The organism is Streptomyces sp. VRA16 Mangrove soil (assembly GCF_017377775.1).
GTDB lineage: Bacteria > Actinomycetota > Actinomycetes > Streptomycetales > Streptomycetaceae > Streptomyces.
In genome coordinates this window covers 68,526-85,932 of record NZ_JAFVLN010000029.1, presented here as the reverse complement: position 1 = coordinate 85,932, position 17,407 = coordinate 68,526, and the positions used below count along the sequence as shown (strand labels likewise).

General features: G+C 72.4%; 20 protein-coding genes. 8 read left to right on the top strand and 12 right to left on the bottom strand.

Annotation, left to right across the window (positions count from 1 at the left end):
* Window positions 1-371: 371 nt before the first annotated feature.
* Together J3486_RS42365 and J3486_RS42360 are read right to left on the bottom strand one after the other, a co-directional pair.
* Window positions 372-944, bottom strand: a complete 573-nt coding sequence (locus J3486_RS42365) for a dihydrofolate reductase family protein (protein ID WP_207829633.1) — start codon at window positions 942-944, stop codon at window positions 372-374.
* Window positions 945-1,049: 105 nt separating this feature from the next.
* Entirely contained in the window at window positions 1,050-2,234 is a 1,185-nt protein-coding gene (locus J3486_RS42360) for an acetyl-CoA acetyltransferase (protein WP_207829631.1), read from the bottom strand.
* Between the two features lie 103 nt (window positions 2,235-2,337).
* Here J3486_RS42360 and J3486_RS42355 point away from each other — a divergent pair, with 103 nt between their 5' ends.
* A complete protein-coding gene (locus J3486_RS42355) occupies window positions 2,338-3,528 on the top strand; it encodes an acyl-CoA dehydrogenase family protein (RefSeq protein ID WP_207829629.1) in 1,191 nt (396 codons plus the stop codon).
* Window positions 3,528-4,031, top strand: a complete 504-nt coding sequence (locus tag J3486_RS42350; protein WP_207829617.1) for a nitroreductase family deazaflavin-dependent oxidoreductase — start codon at window positions 3,528-3,530, stop codon at window positions 4,029-4,031. The genes J3486_RS42355 and J3486_RS42350 overlap by 1 nt, the downstream gene beginning before the upstream one ends.
* Before the next feature lie 135 nt (window positions 4,032-4,166).
* Here J3486_RS42350 and J3486_RS42345 read toward each other — a convergent pair whose 3' ends face one another.
* Window positions 4,167-4,814 (bottom strand): TetR family transcriptional regulator, encoded by a 648-nt coding sequence (locus tag J3486_RS42345; RefSeq protein WP_207829610.1) that lies wholly within the window; start codon window positions 4,812-4,814, stop codon window positions 4,167-4,169.
* 196 nt (window positions 4,815-5,010) lie between these two features.
* On the opposite strand from J3486_RS42345, the gene J3486_RS45315 reads away from it, so the two are divergent.
* The 3 genes from J3486_RS45315 to J3486_RS42330 all read left to right on the top strand — a co-directional run bounded on the left by J3486_RS45315 (window position 5,011) and on the right by J3486_RS42330 (window position 9,313).
* Entirely contained in the window at window positions 5,011-6,006 is a 996-nt protein-coding gene (locus J3486_RS45315; protein WP_374194836.1) for a VOC family protein, read from the top strand.
* 161 nt (window positions 6,007-6,167) lie between these two features.
* On the top strand, window positions 6,168-8,561 hold the full coding sequence (locus J3486_RS42335; protein ID WP_207829607.1) for a PQQ-binding-like beta-propeller repeat protein: 2,394 nt from the start codon (window positions 6,168-6,170) through the stop codon (window positions 8,559-8,561).
* A 188-nt stretch (window positions 8,562-8,749) separates the two neighbouring features.
* The gene (locus tag J3486_RS42330) at window positions 8,750-9,313 is read left to right on the top strand and encodes a hypothetical protein (RefSeq protein WP_207829604.1); all 564 of its coding nucleotides are present in this window, start codon (window positions 8,750-8,752) and stop codon (window positions 9,311-9,313) included.
* On the opposite strand, the gene J3486_RS42325 is transcribed toward J3486_RS42330, so the two are convergent.
* The 3 genes from J3486_RS42325 to J3486_RS42315 are packed head-to-tail and all read right to left on the bottom strand — an operon-like array spanning window position 9,310 to window position 11,733.
* Entirely contained in the window at window positions 9,310-10,083 is a 774-nt protein-coding gene (locus tag J3486_RS42325; protein WP_207829601.1) for an enoyl-CoA hydratase/isomerase family protein, read from the bottom strand. The two genes, J3486_RS42330 and J3486_RS42325, sit on opposite strands and share 4 nt — an antisense overlap.
* The gene (locus tag J3486_RS42320) at window positions 10,080-10,535 is read right to left on the bottom strand and encodes a Zn-ribbon domain-containing OB-fold protein (protein ID WP_207829598.1); all 456 of its coding nucleotides are present in this window, start codon (window positions 10,533-10,535) and stop codon (window positions 10,080-10,082) included. Before J3486_RS42320 ends, J3486_RS42325 begins: the two co-directional genes overlap by 4 nt.
* A 46-nt stretch (window positions 10,536-10,581) precedes the next feature.
* Complete coding sequence (locus J3486_RS42315; protein ID WP_207829586.1) at window positions 10,582-11,733, bottom strand: lipid-transfer protein; 1,152 nt, start codon at window positions 11,731-11,733, stop codon at window positions 10,582-10,584.
* Window positions 11,734-11,829: 96 nt separating this feature from the next.
* Here J3486_RS42315 and J3486_RS42310 point away from each other — a divergent pair, with 96 nt between their 5' ends.
* Window positions 11,830-13,395 carry a FadD3 family acyl-CoA ligase gene (locus J3486_RS42310; protein ID WP_207829582.1) on the top strand — a complete coding sequence of 522 codons (1,566 nt, stop codon included), beginning with the start codon at window positions 11,830-11,832 and terminating at the stop codon, window positions 13,393-13,395.
* Window positions 13,396-13,411: 16 nt separating this feature from the next.
* Here J3486_RS42310 and J3486_RS42305 read toward each other — a convergent pair whose 3' ends face one another.
* Window positions 13,412-13,690 carry a DoxX family protein gene (locus J3486_RS42305; RefSeq protein WP_229379503.1) on the bottom strand — a complete coding sequence of 93 codons (279 nt, stop codon included), beginning with the start codon at window positions 13,688-13,690 and terminating at the stop codon, window positions 13,412-13,414.
* Here J3486_RS42305 and J3486_RS44570 point away from each other — a divergent pair.
* Window positions 13,635-13,919 (top strand): hypothetical protein, encoded by a 285-nt coding sequence (locus J3486_RS44570; protein ID WP_229379482.1) that lies wholly within the window; start codon window positions 13,635-13,637, stop codon window positions 13,917-13,919. The two genes, J3486_RS42305 and J3486_RS44570, sit on opposite strands and share 56 nt — an antisense overlap.
* A gap of 4 nt (window positions 13,920-13,923) precedes the next feature.
* Here the strand turns inward: J3486_RS44570 and J3486_RS42300 are convergent, their stop codons facing one another.
* The 4 genes from J3486_RS42300 to J3486_RS42285 are packed head-to-tail and all read right to left on the bottom strand — an operon-like array spanning window position 13,924 to window position 16,016.
* Window positions 13,924-14,592, bottom strand: a complete 669-nt coding sequence (locus tag J3486_RS42300; protein ID WP_207829580.1) for a nucleotidyl transferase AbiEii/AbiGii toxin family protein — start codon at window positions 14,590-14,592, stop codon at window positions 13,924-13,926.
* The gene (locus J3486_RS42295) at window positions 14,589-14,918 is read right to left on the bottom strand and encodes a hypothetical protein (protein WP_207829578.1); all 330 of its coding nucleotides are present in this window, start codon (window positions 14,916-14,918) and stop codon (window positions 14,589-14,591) included. The genes J3486_RS42300 and J3486_RS42295 overlap by 4 nt, the downstream gene beginning before the upstream one ends.
* A 22-nt stretch (window positions 14,919-14,940) precedes the next feature.
* Window positions 14,941-15,192, bottom strand: coding sequence for a DUF397 domain-containing protein (locus J3486_RS42290; protein ID WP_207829575.1), 252 nt, complete (start codon window positions 15,190-15,192; stop codon window positions 14,941-14,943).
* Complete coding sequence (locus J3486_RS42285; protein ID WP_207829572.1) at window positions 15,189-16,016, bottom strand: helix-turn-helix transcriptional regulator; 828 nt, start codon at window positions 16,014-16,016, stop codon at window positions 15,189-15,191. The genes J3486_RS42290 and J3486_RS42285 overlap by 4 nt, the downstream gene beginning before the upstream one ends.
* A gap of 123 nt (window positions 16,017-16,139) precedes the next feature.
* On the opposite strand from J3486_RS42285, the gene J3486_RS42280 reads away from it, so the two are divergent.
* Window positions 16,140-16,583 (top strand): ATP-binding protein, encoded by a 444-nt coding sequence (locus tag J3486_RS42280; RefSeq protein ID WP_307805179.1) that lies wholly within the window; start codon window positions 16,140-16,142, stop codon window positions 16,581-16,583.
* Here the strand turns inward: J3486_RS42280 and J3486_RS42275 are convergent.
* A complete protein-coding gene (locus J3486_RS42275; RefSeq protein WP_207829569.1) occupies window positions 16,573-17,265 on the bottom strand; it encodes a DUF4232 domain-containing protein in 693 nt (230 codons plus the stop codon). The two genes, J3486_RS42280 and J3486_RS42275, sit on opposite strands and share 11 nt — an antisense overlap.
* Window positions 17,266-17,407 lie beyond the last annotated feature (142 nt).

Genomic DNA, 17,407 nt, shown 5'->3' with positions numbered 1-17,407 from the left:
CCCACCCCGCCTTGGGCCATCCGCCGCCGCCCGCCACGGCCGCCTCGGGCGATCCGCCGCCGGTCGGCTGCCGCGCCGCCTTGGGCAATCTGCCGCCATGGGCGGCAGGGTGGGCAAGGCGGCACCCCGGCGCGGGGCGAGCGCTCCAACCGGCCTCCAGCTCGGCCCGGCCCCGCCATCGCCGGGTGCAGGCCCGGTGGGGGCTGGTCGCGCAGTTCCCCGCGCCCCTGACGGGGCACGACCACCATCGACGGAGCCGCAGATCGATACAGCCCCGCGCCCCTGCGGGACCCCCTTGCGCCGGCGGCCTCCGCGAACCCGGCCGGGTCGTTGGCGTACAGGAAGTGGTCCGTCTCCACCGGCACCCGCCGTCACCGCACGACGTCGAAGACCTGCAGCTGGATCCCGTTCGCGTACGCCTGCTGCTCGACCAGCCGCAACTGCTGGGCGTCCTTGTCGGTGGCGCTGAACAGCCGCTTGCCCGCGCCGAGCAGCACCGGGAAGACGAGCAGGTGGTAGCGGTCGATCAGGCCGGCGTCGGAGAGCGCGTGGTTGAGGGCGATGCTGCCGTGCACGAGGACCGGGCCGCCCTCGGTCTCCTTCAGCGCGGCGACCTCGTCGAGGGAGCGCAGGATCGTGGTGGGGCCCCAGTCGTCGACCAGGGCGTCCTCGGTGAGGGTGGTCGAGACGACGTACTTGGGCAGCTCCTTGTAGTCGCCGAACTCCGCCATGCCGGGCCACACCGGGCTGAACGCCTCGTAGCTGGCCCGGCCGAGCAGCATCGCCGTGGCCTCCTTCTGCTCGCGGCCCTTGAGCTCGTAGGCCTCGGGAAGGAAGTCGATGCCCTTGAACGTCCAGCCGGCGTTGCGGTAGCCGGCTTCGCCGCCGGGCGCCTCCATCACACCGTCGAGCGAGACGAAGGCGGTGCTGATGAGCGTGCGCATGGGAGAGCTCCTCCGGGTGCGGGGCGCCCGCGCGGTTCGCGGTGCGCCGAACGCCCATGATGACCCCGGGCACCGCCGAAACTCATCGGTGTCGGCGAAAAATGATCACTCCCGGCCGAGCACCACCGTCCCCGACGAACAGAACCAGCCGCCCGTCCCCGACGCCACCGCGAGCGCGGGCAGCGACCCGTCGGGCCTGCGCACCTGGTGGCCGCCCGCCTCGCCGCGCAGTTGCCTGACCGCCTCGACGAGGAGGAACAGGCCGCGCATGCCGGGGTGTTGGGCGGAGAGGCCGCCGCCGTCCGTGTTCGTGGGGAGTTCGCCGTCGCGCAGCAGGCGGCCTTTCTCGACGAACGCGCCGCCCTCGCCCTTCGCGCAGAAGCCCAGGTCCTCCAGGGTCACGAGCGTCATGTACGTGAAGGCGTCGTAGATCTCCGCGACGTCGATCTCGGCCGGGGTCACCCCGGCCCGCTCGAAGGCGAGGCGGCCGCTGACCGCCGCGGGGGAGACCGTGAAGTCGTCCCACTCCGACATGGTGGTGTGCGAGACGTGCTCGCCCGCGCCGAGGACCCGGACGGGCGGCTTCGCGCAGTCGGGCAGGAGGTCGTCGGCGACCATCACGACCGCCGCGCCGCCGTCCGAGCGGATGCAGCAGTGCAGTTTAGTGAAGGGGTCGGCGATCATCGGTCCGGACAGCACGTCGTCGACGGTGATCGGGTCGCGGAACATCGCCTCCGGGTTCGCCGCCGCGTTCTGCCGTGCCTGGACGGCGACTTGGGCGAGCTGCTCCAGCGTCGTGCCGTACTCGTGCATGTGGCGGCGGGCCGCCATCGCGTACTTGGCGACGAGCGTGTGCCCGTACGGGACCTCGAACTGGAGGGGGCCGCGGGCGCCGAAGGAGAGGTTCGAGGTGCGGCGCTTCGCCTTGATGTCGGCGCGGGCCGTCGAGCCGTAGACGAGCAGGACGGCGCGGGCGTGCCCGGCGGCTATCGCATCCGCCGCGTGCGCCGCCATCACCTCCCACGTCGAGCCGCCCACCGAGGTCGAGTCCACCCAGCGGGGTGTGAGGCCCAGGTACTCGGCCACCTCCACCGGGGCGAGGACGCCGAGCCCCGCGCTCGCGACGCCGTCGAGCACATCGGGGGTCAGGCCCGCGTCGGCGAGCGCGCGGCGGGCGGCCTGGGCGTGCAGGGCGTAGGGAGTGGCCTCGTCGACGCGGCCGCAGTCGGAGAGGGCCACCCCGGCGATCGCCGGGGTCGGACGGGTGCCGGAGCGGGAGCCAGTCGTCATGAATCTGACGGTACATCAGATTCTGGGCCCGCAGAGAGGTGCGTGACTCTGGGCTTCCGGGGATCGGCGCCCTAGCATGACGCCCCGTCAGAAAGGGGCTCGCATGGACGCCACGTTCACCGAGGAACAGCAGGAGATCCGTCGCACCCTGCGCGAACTCACCACCAAACGCTGCACCCCGGACGACGTCAAAGCCGCCACCCGCACCCCGGCAGGCCACGACCTCGCCCTGTGGGGCGCCCTCGGCGCCGAGCTCGGACTGCCGGGCCTCGCGCTGCCCGAACGGTACGGCGGGGTCGGCGCGACGGTCACCGAACTCGCGCTCGCACAGGAGGAATTGGGGCGGGTCCTGGCCCCGGCCCCACTGCTCGCGACCAGCGGGCTCGTCGCCCCGCTGATCGCCGCGCTCGGCACGGACGCGCAGCGCGAGGCGTTCCTGCCGCGCATCGCTCGGGGCGCGCTCACCGCCGCCCTCGCCGTCCCCGGCACGGGGCTCGCCACCGCGCTCGGCCTGGTCGCGGAGAACGCGGGGGACTGGTCGGGCGGCGGCCGCGCGGGCGGGGTGCAGGCCCGCGGCGGCGACGGCGGCTGGCGGCTCTACGGGCAGGCCGAGCAGGTGCTCGACGGGCACAGCGCGGGCCTGCTCCTGGTCGCCGCCCACACCGGCGGCTTCGCCCGCTCCCGGACCCTGCTCTTCCTCGTGGAGGGCGACGCCGCCGGGCTCGTACGCACCCGGCAGACCTCCCTCGACGAGACTCGCCCTCAGGCCCGCGTCGAACTGCGCGACGTGGCCGCCGAGTTGCTCGGCGCGCAGAGCGGTGGCGAGGGCGACGTGCTCGGTGCGCTCGCCGCGACCGGCGACACCGCCGCCACCCTGCTCGCCGCGGAGGCGGTCGGGGCCGCCGACCGGGCCCTGGAGCGGACCGTCGGCTACGTCAAGGAGCGCGAGCAGTTCGGTCGGCCCGTCGGCTCCTTCCAGGCGGTCAAGCACCGGCTCGCCGATGTGTACGTGACGGTGCAGGCGGCGCGCTCGGCGGCGTACTACGCGGCCTGGGCGACCGGCGACCGGGGCCGTGAGCGGGTCGGCGGCCTCGCGCTCGCCCAGGCCCTGGAGGCGCTGCGCACCGCCGCGGCCGAGGCGGTCCAGCTGCACGGCGGCATCGGCTTCACCTGGGAGCACGACGCGCACCTGTATCTGAAGCGGGCCGCGGGCGACGAGCTGCTCTTCGGGCCCGTGCACCTGCTGCGGGCGCACGCGGCCGGGGCCGCCGGACTCTTCGCGGTGACCGCCTGATGGCGCCGCCCGGGCTCAAGCTCGTGCAGAAGGTCTCCTCGACCAGGACCTTCGCCAAGGTCGCACCGCACGTCATCCCGGCCCTGGACCGTGCCGTGCACCGGCTCACCAAGGGAAAAGTGCTGGTCAGCGCGCAGATGCTGCCGGGAGTCATCCTCACCGCGAAGGGCGCGAGAAGCGGGCTCGAACGGCGCACCCCGCTCGCCTGCATGCCCGAGGGAGCCGGCGACGCGGGCCCCTGGCTGCTGATCGGGTCGAACTTCGGGCGGCCGGGACACCCGGCGTGGACGGCGAACCTGCTCGCCCACCCCGACGCCGTGATCAACTGGCGCGGCGAGGACATTCCGGTCACCGCACGGCTGCTCAAGTCCGAGGAGCGGGCGGCGGCTTGGGAGGCGGCGCTGACGTTCTGGCCGCCGTACGCCGCGTACCAGGCGCGGATCGACCGGGAGATCAGGCTGTTCCGTCTCGAACGGCGCGAAAGCCCTGATCCCGGGGCCTGACCGCACCGGATCCCGGGACCCGACTGCAACGGCGGCGGCTCACGCTGACCACGCGAACCGCCGCCGCTCGACAGAACCAGTCAGGACCAGTCAGGACCAGAAAGGGCAGAAGGGTGCAGAGAGTGCAGAGGGGTGTTACTTCGTCGGCTTCTTTCCGGTCACGCCCAGGTGCACCAACAGCGCCACGTTCGGCTTCAGTTCGGCCTGCTTGACGCCCCAGGCCTGGAAGCCCTTCTGGTGCGAGGCGACCGCCGCGAGCATCGCGACCAGCGATCCGGCGACCGCCGCCGGGCTCACGTCCTTGTCGACCTTGCCCTTGTCCTGGAGCTCCTTGACCGCGTCCGCAAGGGAGTTGTTCACGGAGTTCAGGATCTTCATGCGGATCTTGTAGAACCGCTTGTCGCCCTCGGCCGCACCGAGGTCGACGACGCGCAGGATCGCGTCGTTGCGGCGCCAGAACTCCAGGAAGCCGTCCACGAGTTCCTGCGCCGTCGTCCAGCCGGCCTTGCCGACCCAGGAGCGGTCGGCGACCAGGCCGGTCAACTCGGCCCCTTCGGTGGCCATTTGCTCGGCGATCTCCAGGACGGCGCCCTCGACGTCCGGGAAGTACTGGTAGAACGTCGCGGGCGAAGTGCCCGCCTTTCGCGCGACATCAATGACTTTGACGTCCCGGTAGGGCGAGGAGCTGAGCATCTCGCCGAGGCATTCCAGCAGCTTCTGACGTGTTGCCTGACCACGCCGTCCGGCCACACGTCCGTCGACGGTACGTACTTGTCCTGTCATGCCGTCAGCTTACCGAGGGGTGATCGGAGCGCGATCTGGCCGACTGCAAATGGGGTTGGCCCCCTTCGCCAGGCTGTCATCAGGCGTGCGGAACGGGACCGGCCGCCGGTCAAAATCCGTTCCGGGGGCGACCGGAATTGGCCATTCGTTCGAATGTGAACGGTGTGGCCCTGACCTGCGTGGCTAGCGTGCCGCCATGGGCCCCGTACGCAGCGCATTCCCCGAAGGAGCCCCGTGCTGGGCCGACGTCCGGCTGCCCGACGTCGAGGCGGGCAAGCGGTTCTACGGCGATCTCTTCGGGTGGACCTTCGACGAGGGCGCGGGGGCCGAGCGGGGCTACTACACGGCGGCGTACAGCGAGGACCGGGCTGTCTCCGCACTAGAGCCTCTCGTCCCATCCCCCTCTGCCCCGCGACGTCTGGCACGCACTCTCGCCGCACCGGGCGTAAGGCCAAGTACATCCAGTACGAGCCCTTGCACCCGGCACGCCGAGAGCACGCACCAGACTCCGCGAGGCCGCCCTTCGGGCGACGAGGGGGATGGGACGAGAGGCTCTTCCCCGGTGCTGGGCGCCACCGGACCGGCCTGGACCGTGCACTTCGCGGTCCGCGACGCCTACGCCACCGCCGCCCGGGTCGCCCGCTCCGGCGGCCGGATCGTGTCGGGGCCGCTCTCCGTGGGCACCGCGGCCACCATGGCCCTGGTCACCGACCGGGACGGCGGGATGTTCGGCCTGTGGCAGGCGGGCAGCGATCTCGGCTTCGAGGTGACGGGGGAGCCCGGCGCCTTCTGCTGGAGCGAGCTGCGGGTGCGGGACACGGTACGGGCCGACACCTTCTACGAGTCCGTCTTCGGGTACGCGGCCGTGGACACCGAGGACGCGGGCGACGGACTGCGCCTGTGGGCGCCCGCCGGGTCCGTGCCGGGCCCGCGCACCGCGGTGGCGGGCCGCCGCACCGCCGCGGTCGGACCGCCGACCGGGCGATTCCTGGTGCACTTCGGCACGGCGGGCCTGGACGCCACGGTCGCGGACGCGGTCCGGCTCGGCGGTGCGGTCCGGGTGGCGGCGCACCCGACGGCGTACGGGCGGGTGGCCGTCCTCGCCGACGACCAGGGGGCACTGTTCGCCGTACGGGAGACGGACCGGGAGGAGCCGCGGGCGGCGTCCCGCGCACGTCGCGGCGGAGTGTGAGACACCTCATGGCACGTCCGTGACACCCCGTGGCGCCCCCGGGTTCGCAACCGGGGCCCCGGACAGGAAGAATCGGGGTGCGTGCCGCCGTAGCGCTTCGGTGGTGAGACGCTGACGGGGGTCGTGAGTGCGGTGGCCCCGTACGGGGAGGTGGCAGGCAAGTGGTGGATCAGCTGACGCAGCACGATCCGAGGCGGATCGGTCCGTTCGAGGTCCTGGGACGGCTCGGCGCGGGCGGCATGGGCCTGGTCTATCTGGCACGCTCGGCCTCGGGCCGGCGCGTGGCGATCAAGACGGTGCGTACGGAGCTCGCCGAGGACCAGCTGTTCCGGGTCCGTTTCACGCGCGAGGTCGAGGCGGCCCGGGCGGTGTCCGGCTTCTACACGGCCGCCGTCGTCGACGCCGACCCGCGCGCCGCCGTGCCCTGGCTCGCCACCGCGTACGTGCCCGCGCCCTCCCTCGAAGAAATAGTGAATGAGTGCGGGCCGCTGCCGGCCCAGGCGGTGCGCTGGCTGGCGGCCGGTGTCGCCGAGGCGCTGCAGTCGATCCACGGGGCGGGCCTGGTCCACCGCGACCTCAAGCCGTCGAACGTCCTCGTCGTCGAGGACGGCCCGCGCGTGATCGACTTCGGTATCGCGTCCGGGGTCTCCAACACCCGCCTGACCATGACGAACGTGGCGGTGGGCACGCCCGCGTACATGTCGCCCGAGCAGGCGAAGGACTCGCGCAGCGTGACGGGCGCGAGCGACGTCTTCTCGCTCGGCTCCACCCTCGTCTTCGCGGCGACCGGCCACGCGCCGTTCCACGGCGCGAACCCGGTCGAGACGGTCTTCATGCTGCTGCGCGAGGGCCCCGACCTGGAGGGTCTGCCGGAGGAGCTGCGGCCGCTCATCGAGACGTGCATGCACATGGAAGCGGCGATGCGGCCCTCGCCCGCCGACCTCCAGTCCCAGCTCGCCCCGCACCTCTTCGGCTCCGGCAGCGACGACAGCGGCACCGCGTCCGCGTGGCTGCCCGAGCGGTCCGTCGCGCTGATCGAGTCGCGCCGCGGCGGCCGCACCTCGGTGAAGCCGCCCGCGTCCCGCACGCCCGGCAACCCGGTGCCCGCGATGCCGCCGCAGCCCCCGCCGCCCTCGCCGGTCTCCTCGGCCCCGGTCCCGTCGGACGGCTGGCGCGGCTCGGCCGCCGCCTCGCCGGTCGCCGCGCCCGTGAGCTCCGGGCTCGCCGCCGACGGCCCGGTCCACCTGGCCGGCGCGCAGGTGCCCATCGGGCCCGGCCCGCGGGTCGCCGACGCGCGGGCCGCCGCCGTGCAGGCGCCGCCCGCCGAGTCGGGGCTCGCCGCGTCCTGGTCGCGGGCGAAGCCGTCCGTGAACGGGGCCGCAGACCCCGTCGCCGCCGTGCCCGCGCCCGCCACCGGCGAGGCGCCGAGCAGCTGGCGGCCCTGGCGGTTCCGGATGTCCAACGACGTGTGGGGCACCCCGAAGGTCGCGGGCGACCTCGTCTACGTCACCTCCTTCGAGGTGCACGCCCTCGACGTGGCCACCGGCAGGCGCCGCTTCAAGACCCGCGACGTCGCCTGGTCCATGGCGGTGGCCGACGGCCGCATCCACGCCTCCGACGGCCCGACCCTGTGGGCCCTCGACGCCCGCGAGGGCACCGACCTGTGGCGGCTGCAGACCGACGCCTGGGTCTACTCGCTCCAGGCCGACCGCGGCACCGTCGTCACCGGCACCCGCGGCGGCGGCGTCCAGGCCCGCGAGGCGGTCAGCGGCGAACCCCTCTGGGAGATCACCGGCTGCCAGACCGACTTCGAGGCGCCCGAGGCCGGGCCCGTCATCCACGACGGCACGGTGTACGTGTGGAAGGACGCCCGGCTGCGCGCCCTGGAGGCCCGTACCGGCGAGGAGCGCTGGTCGTACCCGGTCGGCGACGCGGCCTCGTGCGGCGGCGTCCCGGTCCGGCTCACTCCGGCCGACGACGGCTATGTGTACGTCGCCGCGGGCACCCGCGTCCTCGCCGTCGACGTCGCCTCGGGCCACGTCCGCTGGCACTTCGAGGCACCGGCCGTCTTCCTGTGCCCGCCCGCGTTCGTGCCGGGGCCCGCGGTCACCGGCGGCGGGGTGTACCTCGCCGACCACCACGGCACGGTGTACGCGCTCGACGCCACCGACGGCCGCGACCGCTGGCGCATCGCGACCGAGCCGCGCCCCTCGTCGGTGGACCCGGTGCTCGTCTCGCACGGGCACGTCCACGTGGGCAGCGGGCAGGGGCTCTACACCCTGGACGCCGTGACGGGCACGCCGAAGTGGCGCTTCCAGGCCGGCGGGGAGATCGTCGGCTCCCCGGTGGTCGCCGACGGCCGCATCCACTTCGGCTCGACCGACCACCTCCTCTACACCCTCAAGTCCGACGACGGCCGCCTGCGCTGGAAGCTCGCGACCGGCGGCGAGATCACCGGCACGCCCGTGGTCACGGACGGGGTCGTGTACGCGTGCAGCAAGGACCGCTGCGTGTACGCCCTGGACGCCGAGAAGGGCACCGGGACCAGCCGGTAGGCCCCGGAGCCTTGGGCAGTCTGCCGCCATGGGCGGCAGGGTGGGCAGGGCGGCACCCCGGCGCGGGGTGAGCGCTCCCCTCAGGCGTCCGGCTCGGTCCCGGTCGCGACGTTGCCGGGCGCCCGCCCGGGTGGGGCCGGGTGCGCGGTTCCCCGCGCCCCTGGCGGGGCGCTAGGGTGCGCGGCGTGATGACACGGGGACTGAGACTTACGGCTGTTGCCGCGCTGGTGGTGGTGGCCCTCACTGGCTTCTCCAGCGGGCGGGGGCGCGGGCACCACCACAGCAGCGGCAGCGGAGGGGGAGGCTGCAGCAGCTCCTCCCAGGACCACGACAGTTCGTCGAGCAGCTCGTCGAGCGGCGGGTCCTCCGGGTCCGGCTACGACGACGATGACGACAGCGGCACCGTCGTCGTCCCGACCGTGCGGCCCCGCCACCGCACCCCGACGCCCACCTCCACGTCGAGCGGCAGCGGCAGTTCCGTGCGGCAGGGCACCGCGCGGCTGATCAAGTGCGCGGACGAGAAGACCCCGTACGCCACCGTCGAGGTCACCAACCCCAATGACAAGACGGTGCGTTACGACATCCACGTCGCCTTCCTGGACTCCTCCGGCGACACGATCAACGCGCTCTTCCACGAGGTCAGGGTCCCCGCGCAGGGCAAGGTGACCACCAAGGTGCCGGTCGGCGGCGACGACCCGAACGCCGTGGTCGACCACTGCGAGGTCGACCCGGAGACCCTGTTCCACTCCTAGCGCACGGTGAAGCCCCGCCGCGTCCGGGAAGTGAAGAGCCCCGCCTGTTCCTCCGGCGGCACGCTGCCGAGTTTCAGCAGGTGCGGGGCCTGGGCGAAGGCGTGGGCGCGGGCGGCCTCGGTCGCCGCCCAGATCGCCCGTACGGTGCCCTGGACCGCGGTCGTGGGATACCCGGCGATCGTCTGCGCGCACCGCACCGCCGCCGCCAACGCCGCCCCGGGCGGGGTGACTTCACTGACCAGCCCGGTCTCGTACGCCCGCCGCGCCGACATCCGTTCCGCCGAGCCCATCAGCGTCAGCCGGGCCACCTCGCCCGGGGGCATCCGCTGGGCGAGGTACACCGGCTCGTACGCGCTGACCATCCCGTACGTGGTGTGCGGGTCGAAGAACGTCGCCGTCTCGTCCGCGACGACGAACTCCGCCTCGCCCAGCAGGTAGAACGCGCCGCCGCACGCCATGCCGTGCACCGCGGCGATCACCGGTTTCCACAGGTCGTTGGCTTTCGGGCCGACCGTGAGGAGCGGATCGTCCATGGAGTAGGGGGAGCCGGGCTGGGGCACGCCGAAGTCGCGGTCGATGCCCGTGCAGAAGGCGCGGTCGCCGGCGCCGGTGACGACGATCGCCCGTACGTCGTCGTCGAAGCGGAACTCCTGCCAGGCGGCGATGAGTTCGGCGATCGTCGGCGCGTCCAGGGCGTTGTGCCGGTGCGGGCGGTCCAGGGTGACCACGGCCACCCCGGTCTCCTTGTCGGTCTCCGTGCGCAGGGTCACGGCCGCTCCAGGATCCAGCGCGGGACGGTCACGCCGTCGACCTCGGTGAAGACGGCCTGGACCTTCGCCCCGATGCGCAGGCGCTCCGCGGGGACCGAGTCGAGGGGGGCGTCGGCGGCGGTGACCAGGTTGCCGACCAGGCGGATGCGGGGGGCTTCCGCGAGTTCGACGACGATCGCGTTGTAGGGGGCCATCGCGGCGTACGCCGGAAGCAGCGGCGGGTGCGGGATCACGTACGACCAGATCCTCCCCCTGCCGCTCATCCTTTGCCACGTGGAGTCGAAGGACCGGCAGTGCGGGCAGCAGGGGCGGGGCGGGAAGCGGAGCTCCCTGCATGCGGGGTCGGCGCAGGCCTGGATGCGCAGCTCGCCCCGGGCGGCGTAGTCCCAGAAGGGGGCGCCGTCGTCGTCCGGTACGGGGGTGAGCAGGGCTGATTCGGAGGCGTCTGCCATGGTCTGGTCCCTTCGGAGTGCGGCTTCGTCGTGGTTGCTCGCCCGCTCAGGCGGTCCTCAGGAGCACCGCCGACGTCGGCACCCCCTCGCCCGCCGTCACCAGGCACGTCTTTGCTCCCGGTACTTGGGCCGTGCTGACACCCCGCAGTTGCTTCACGCCCTCGTTGATCAGGTTGAAGCCGTGCACGTACGCCTCCGAGAGGCCGCCGCCGCCGGTGTTGATGGGCAGGCGGCCGCCGATCTCCAGGGCGCCGCCCTCGGTGAACGCGCCGCCCTCGCCGCGGCCACAGAACCCGTACCCCTCCAGGGAGAGCGGGATGAGCGGGGTGAACGCGTCGTAGATCTGGGCGACGTCCACGTCGTGCGGGGTGAGGTCGGAGTTCTTCCACAGGTGGCGGGCCGCCGTCCAGGCGGGGCCGGTGAGGGGGTCGTCGTTCCAGTAGTTGACCATGCCGTGGTGCTGCGCGGGCAGGCCCTGGGCCGCCGAGTGGATGTAGACGGGCTTGTGGCGCAGGTCGCGGGCGCGCTCGGCGGAGACGATGACACAGGCCAGCGCCCCGTCCGTCTCCAGGCAGTTGTCGAAGAGGCAGAGCGGCTCGCTGATCCAGCGGGCGTTCATGTACATGTCCCGGGTGAGGGGGCGTTCGTACATCATCGCGGCCGGGTTCTGGTTGGCGCGGTTGCGGCAGGCGAGGGCGACGTTGAAGAGGTGGTCGCGGGTGGCCCCGTACTCGTGCATGTAGCGGCGGGCCAGCATGCCGATCTCGTCGGCCGGCCTGAGCAGTCCGAAGGGCCGCGTCCACTGGGCGGGCGTGGGGAGTTGGACGGTGGTGTTCTTCCACGGGCGGGGTCCGCTGCCGCGCTTGCGCGAGCGCCAGGCCACGCCCACGCTCGCCTGCCCGGTGGCGACCGCGGCGGCGAGATGGGCGAGCGTCGCGCACGAACCGCCGCCCCCGTAACCGATCTTGGAGAAGAAGGTGACGTCACCGGCGCCGATCGCCTTGGCGACCTCGACCTCGTCGGTCTCCTCCATCGTGTACGAGGCGAAGGCGTCCACCTCGGACGGGGCGAGCCCGGCGTCGTCGAGGGCGGCCAGGATCGCCCGGCACGCCAACGTCTTCTCGGATTCGGGGAGTTGCTTCGCGAAGGCCGTCTGCCCTATGCCGACGATGGCTGTCGCGTCCTTCAGTCCCGTCATGGGCACCCCCAGCACCTCGATCCCATCTGCTGACAGCGCGTCAGGCTACAGCTAATCTGACGGATAGTCAGCTACGGCGTTGCGGGAGGTCGTTCGATGAACACGGAGACGTGGGGCACCGTCCCGGGGCTGGTCCGGGAAGCGGTCCGGCGGCACGCGGGGCGCGAGGCCGTGGTGGACGGGCGCACCCGGATCTCGTACACGGAACTCGGCGAGCGCGTCGAACGGGCCGCGGCGGCCTGTATGGCCACCGGCGTCGAACCCGGCGACCGGGTCGCCGTCTGGGCCCCGAACACCCTCGACTGGATCGTCTCGGCCCTGGGCGCGGTGAGCGCGGGCGCGGTCCTGGTGCCGCTGAACACCCGCTTCAAGGGCGCGGAGGCCGCCGACATCCTGGCCCGCTCCCGGGCCCGGCTGCTCTTCGTCACCGGCACCTTCCTCGGCACGTCGTACGTGGCCTCGCTGCGCCGCGCCCAGGAGGCCGGAGCCGAACTCCCCGCCCTGGAACAGGTGGTGGTGCTCGCGGACAGCGCGCCGCAGACGCCCGGATACCGCACGTGGAAGGAGTTCCTGGCCGCCGGGGACAAGATCACGGGGGAGGAGGTGCGGGAGCGCGCGGACGCCGTGTCACCCTCCTCGCCCTCGGACATCATCTTCACCTCGGGCACCACCGGACGCCCCAAGGGCGCCGTCATCACCCACGAGCAGACGCTGCGCGGCTACGAGATCTGGGCGGACCTCGCCGGTCTGGAGGAGGGCGACCGCTATCTGATCGTGAACCCCTTCTTCCACACCTTCGGCTACAAGGCCGGGGTCATCGCCTGCCTGATGCGCGGCGCGACGATGATCCCGCAGCCCGTCTTCAACGTGGACACGGTGCTCGCCAACATCGCGGCGGAACGCGTCTCCGTACTGCCCGGACCGCCCACCCTGCACCAGTCGCTGCTCGACCACCCGGCGCGCGACGCGCACGATCTGTCGGCGCTGCGGGTGGTGGTCACGGGCGCGGCCGTGGTCCCCCTGCAACTGGTCGAGCGGCTGCGCGGCGAACTGCACGTCGCCACCGTCCTCACGGCGTACGGGCTGACCGAGGCCAGCGGCATCGTCTCCATGTGCCGGCGCGGCGACGACCCGTGGACCATCGCCTCGACCTCGGGCCGGGCGATCCCGGGCACCGAGATCCGGGTCGCCGCGGCCCCCGGCGAGCCCGGCGAGGTCCTGGTGCGCGGCTTCAACGTCATGCGCGGCTACTTCGAGGACCCGGCCGCCACCGCCGAGGTCATCACCGAGGACGGCTGGCTGCGCACGGGCGATGTCGGGGTCCTGGACGGCGAGGGCAATCTGCGGATCACCGACCGGATCAAGGACATGTTCATCGTCGGCGGCTTCAACGCGTACCCGGCGGAGATCGAGCAGCTCCTCGGACTGCACCCGGACGTCGCCGACGTGGCGGTCGTCGGGGTGCCGGACGGACGCCTCGGCGAGGTCGGGAAGGCGTACGTGGTGCGGCGGCCGGGGTCCGTGGTGACGGCCGACGACCTGGTCGCGTGGGCGCGCCGGGAGATGGCCAACTACAAGGTTCCGCGACAGGTCGCCTTCGTGGGCGAGCTGCCGCGGAACGCGAGCGGGAAGGTGGTGAAGGGCGAGCTGCGCCGCACCTGAGGCGCGGCCGCGCCGGTCAGGAGGCGAGCCGGCCGGCGGCGACGAAGACCGCGAGCCCGAGGTGGACCGCGTTGACGCCGATGAGCCCGTACTGGCCGAGGCGCCCGTGGGTGACCATGGCGCCGACCATCAGCACCACCCACAGCAGGGCCGTCACCGGCACCATCACCGGCGCGACGTCGAGCGCGACGGGCAGGATCAGCCCGGCCACGGCGAGCAGTTCGAGGATCCCGAGGAGCTTGATCCGTCCCGGGGCGACGCTCGCGGTCCACTCGCCGCCGTGCTGCGCGGCCAGCCGTGCCTTCGGGACGAACGTCTTGGTGGTGCTGGTCGCGTCCGGCGCCTGCGTCCACCCGCTGGGCGAGATCGCCGCGCGCTACAACTCCCCGCCCGGTGTCGTCTTCGTCCCTGTCGTGGAGGCGCCGCCCATGCGCTGGGCCCTGACCTGGCGCACCACGGCCGACAGCCCGGTCGTCCGGGCGCTGGCGCAGACGGCGGCGGAGGTGGGGCCGGTGGTGACGTGACGCGTCAGGCGTCGTGGTCCTCGTCGCCGTGCAGCCGCTCGGCGAGGTCTTCGGCCCAGGACTGGGCCCAGGTGCGCAGGGCGTGGATGGTGGGGGTGTCGAGGCCGTAGGCCTCGAATTCGGCGTCGTCGATCCATTCCGCGCCGAACAGCTTGGTCTGGAGTTCGTCGAGGTCGAACGGACCCCGGTGGTGACGTCGGCCGAACATCTCCAGGTCTCCGTTGGACCACCGGTTCGACGCGGCGAACATGTCGATCAGGTCGCGCGGCAGGCCTCGGTCGGCGAGGGCGCGGATCTTGGTGCCGATGACGTCCTCCTCGGCCAGAACGGGGCCGATCGGGGTGTCCACCGGTGGCCGGTAGAACACTTCCTTGAGCACATCGACCTCGCACCGGTCCCCGGTCGTGGGTTCGGTGACGATGAACCGGCCGGAGGTGCCGGAGATCTCCACGTCCTCGACCTGCCAGCCCCGGGCTTCAAGACCTTCACGCAACGTGGTCGCGATGTCGGTCATCGGTGCGGGGTTCTCGGTGGCGACGTCGAGATCCTGGCTCGGCCGTGACACAAGGCGGTGCGCCTGTACGGCGTAACCGCCCATGATCACCAGGGGGTACGGCGAACCGATCGCGAGCACGTCGGCCAGCAGGCGGGCGTGCAGGTCGGGCATCTTCATTCGGCGGCTCCGAGCAGCTCGGGAAAGGCCTCCTCCCACACGCTTCGCACGGCCCGGCCGACCAGCTTGCGCAGGGTCGGCCACAGAGTGAGGAGGATGTCCCGGTTGAGAAAGTCGATCAGGTCGTCGTGCTGGCCTTCGTGCAGGACCGTCCGGTACAGCCCCATGCGCTGGCGCGGCTGGTCGAGGTCGTACGCGGTCAGCCCCGACCAGGCCACGTGCAGCGGGAGCTGGACGACCCCGTGCTCGGGGCCGCGCAGCTCGGCGAGGTCACCGGGCAGGCGGTTTCTGAACTTGTCCCGGTACAGCTCCCAGTCTTCGTCCATGCCTTCGAGTATCACGAAGGCATCATCCCCGCGCGAACCCCGCGAACGCGGCCCATGCCTCCGGCCGGACCGCGAAGGTGGGGCCGTCCGGGTTCTTGGAGTCGCGGATGTGGACGGTGTCGGTGTGGGGGCAGGTGGCGATCTCCAGGCACTGGCCGCCTTCGCTGCCGCTGTAGCTCGACTTGCGCCAGGTGTACGCGACTTCGAGGCACTCGCCGCCCTCGCTGCCGCTGTAACTCGACTTGAACCACTTGAGGTCTGCTGCGGTGCTCACGCTTCTCCTAGCAGTCGGTCCAGCAGGCCCAGGGAGTGCTGTGTGGTGAGGGCCTGTGTCCGCAGCATCGCATACTTGCGCTCCAGGATTGACACGTCGTAGGGGGTGGCCACCAGTTGGCTCCCGCGCTGTGACTCGGTGTACGCGAGATGCTGGTGATCCGGGGTTTCGAGCAGGGTGAACGGGCCGTCCATTCCGGCGTTCGACGGACTGTCCAGGGGCAGGAACTGAAGGGAGACAGCCGGGAGTTCGGCGCACGTCCGCAGGTGGCGCAACTGCTCGCGTCGCACCCTCGGTTCGCCCACCGCCGAGTGCAGCACCGGCTCCCACACCACGAAGCTCAGCGTCGGCGGCACCTTGCGGTGCAGGATCTCCTGGCGGGCCACGCGCCCTGCCGTCTTGGCCTCGATCTCGTCCTCTCCGTACGCCGGTACACGTTCGCGCAGGACGGCCCGCGCGTACTCCTCGGTCTGGAGAATGCCCGGTACGACGAGCGCGTCGTACCAGGAGATGGAGGCGGCCTCCTGCTCCTGCCGCATGTACTCCTCCGCCCACAACGGGAACTGGTCGATCTCCGGCATGTTGGCCACGCCGATGGTCAACATCCCCTTGGTGTCGAGGAGTTCATCGAGGCGGTCCGCCAGATCGGGCAGCAGCGACCGTCTGCCCTGCTCGACGGAGGCGATGGTCTCCTCGTCCACGCTGACCAGCTCGGCGAGCTGGACCTGCGTGTAACCCGCCGCCGTGCGGGCCGCTTTCAGCTGGCGGCCCACCATCTTCATGGTCGAGACGTTCCTCTTGCGAGGGGCTTGCCTGGAGGTCATGGTCATAGGTCTCCCCCTGTTCGCCCGCGATGGAGCGCGCGGAACCCGTACAACGCCCGTACAAAATCCGCGTACGGCGCCACGGGCTGATTCACGCTAGTGACGCTGCGCGACGGTTGTCCGGTGAATGAGACGATCTCCACCCACCGCAATCCACCGGGCCCTCAACTCGCCCTGCGCCGCGAGCGGTTCTACCCCCGTGACCGGCGCACCGTCCCCGCCGCGCGCCGGTTCGCGCGCGAGGCGCTGGCCGACTGGGGGCTCGCCGGGCACGAGCGGAGCGACGACGTGGCGCTGTGCGTGAGCGAACTCGCGACGAACGCGCTGCTGCACGGGGCGCCGCCCGGGCGCGGTTACCAGCTCTACGTCTCGTACGCGATCGGGGACGGCGAGCTGCGGGTGGAGGTGCACGACAGCGGGCCGGGGACGCCGGTGCCTGTCGGGGGCGGGGACGGGACCGGCGGGCGCGGGCTGCTGCTGGTCGCGGCCTGCGCCGACGCGTGGGGGGTGCGGGAGCGGGGCGGCCCGGGGAAGGCCGTGTGGTGCGTGTTCCGGGTCACCAGGTGATGGCGAGGTCCATGTCCTGCTGCCAGTAGGTGACCTTCAGGGAGTCGTCGATGTACGCGCCCTCGCCGGGCAGCGACGGGTGGGCGGCGCCGGCCGTCGAGTCGCCGTCGCGGCCCTGGAACATCACGGCGAGGTTCTTCTCGGTGTGACCGTTGGTGCCGCTGCCGTCGGCGGCGGAGAGCAGGACGGCCGCGTAACCGGACTCGCCGGGGGCGAGCGTCACCACGGCCTGCGGCTGGGAGTCCTTGATGACCGGCGGCACGGACTGGGCCTCGCCGAAGCGGACGTACGGGTAGTTGTAGAGGTAGCAGGGCTTGCCGCCGGTGTTGGTGACCGTGAGCAGCATGTGGTTCAGGGGGCGGGTCAGCGGGGCCGCGACCGTCTTGGTGTTGGAGCCCGTGCAGGTGACCGGCTTGGTGTCGGCGGCCGGGGTCTTGGTGGCCGGCGCCTGGGTGGCGGGAGCCTTCGCGTCGGGGGCCTTGGATCCGGAGCCGGCATCGGTGGCGGGCGCCGAGGACGAGGGCGTCGAGGGCGTCGACGGCGTCGCCGAGGACGAGGCCGCCGACGCGCCCTCGTCCTTGACGCCCGAACCGTCGTTGCAGGCGGTGAGCGAGAGCGCGGCGATCGCGACGGTGGCGGCGGCGGTCAGCAGGCGGGTGCGGGAAGCGCGGATACCGGTCATGTTCGTGGTGCCCCTTGGGAGTTCGGGTCGGTGTGGTGCTTGGATGACCAGAGCTTGTGGGGCGGTCCGTCCCAGGCGCCACGACCGGCCGGGAGTTGGGGACGGTGGAACGCTGAAACGGGCTCTGAGCTGGGGGAACGTA

What these genes read in the sequence shown, in the direction of transcription:
- J3486_RS42320 (WP_207829598.1), bottom strand. Translation starts at nt 10,535, where the DNA reads ATGGCAGACGCCTCCGAATCAGCCCTGCTCACCCCCGTACCGGACGAC.
- J3486_RS42295 (WP_207829578.1), bottom strand. Translation starts at nt 14,918, where the DNA reads ATGGACGAAGACTGGGAGCTGTACCGGGACAAGTTCAGAAACCGCCTG.
- J3486_RS42300 (WP_207829580.1), bottom strand. Translation starts at nt 14,592, where the DNA reads ATGAAGATGCCCGACCTGCACGCCCGCCTGCTGGCCGACGTGCTCGCG.
- J3486_RS42315 (WP_207829586.1), bottom strand. Translation starts at nt 11,733, where the DNA reads ATGACGGGACTGAAGGACGCGACAGCCATCGTCGGCATAGGGCAGACG.
- J3486_RS42350 (WP_207829617.1), top strand. Translation starts at nt 3,528, where the DNA reads ATGGCGCCGCCCGGGCTCAAGCTCGTGCAGAAGGTCTCCTCGACCAGG.
- J3486_RS42310 (WP_207829582.1), top strand. Translation starts at nt 11,830, where the DNA reads ATGAACACGGAGACGTGGGGCACCGTCCCGGGGCTGGTCCGGGAAGCG.
- J3486_RS42345 (WP_207829610.1), bottom strand. Translation starts at nt 4,814, where the DNA reads ATGACAGGACAAGTACGTACCGTCGACGGACGTGTGGCCGGACGGCGT.
- J3486_RS42365 (WP_207829633.1), bottom strand. Translation starts at nt 944, where the DNA reads ATGCGCACGCTCATCAGCACCGCCTTCGTCTCGCTCGACGGTGTGATG.
- J3486_RS42330 (WP_207829604.1), top strand. Translation starts at nt 8,750, where the DNA reads ATGACACGGGGACTGAGACTTACGGCTGTTGCCGCGCTGGTGGTGGTG.
- J3486_RS45315 (WP_374194836.1), top strand. Translation starts at nt 5,011, where the DNA reads ATGGGCCCCGTACGCAGCGCATTCCCCGAAGGAGCCCCGTGCTGGGCC.
- J3486_RS42275 (WP_207829569.1), bottom strand. Translation starts at nt 17,265, where the DNA reads ATGACCGGTATCCGCGCTTCCCGCACCCGCCTGCTGACCGCCGCCGCC.
- J3486_RS42355 (WP_207829629.1), top strand. Translation starts at nt 2,338, where the DNA reads ATGGACGCCACGTTCACCGAGGAACAGCAGGAGATCCGTCGCACCCTG.
- J3486_RS42285 (WP_207829572.1), bottom strand. Translation starts at nt 16,016, where the DNA reads ATGACCTCCAGGCAAGCCCCTCGCAAGAGGAACGTCTCGACCATGAAG.
- J3486_RS42360 (WP_207829631.1), bottom strand. Translation starts at nt 2,234, where the DNA reads ATGACGACTGGCTCCCGCTCCGGCACCCGTCCGACCCCGGCGATCGCC.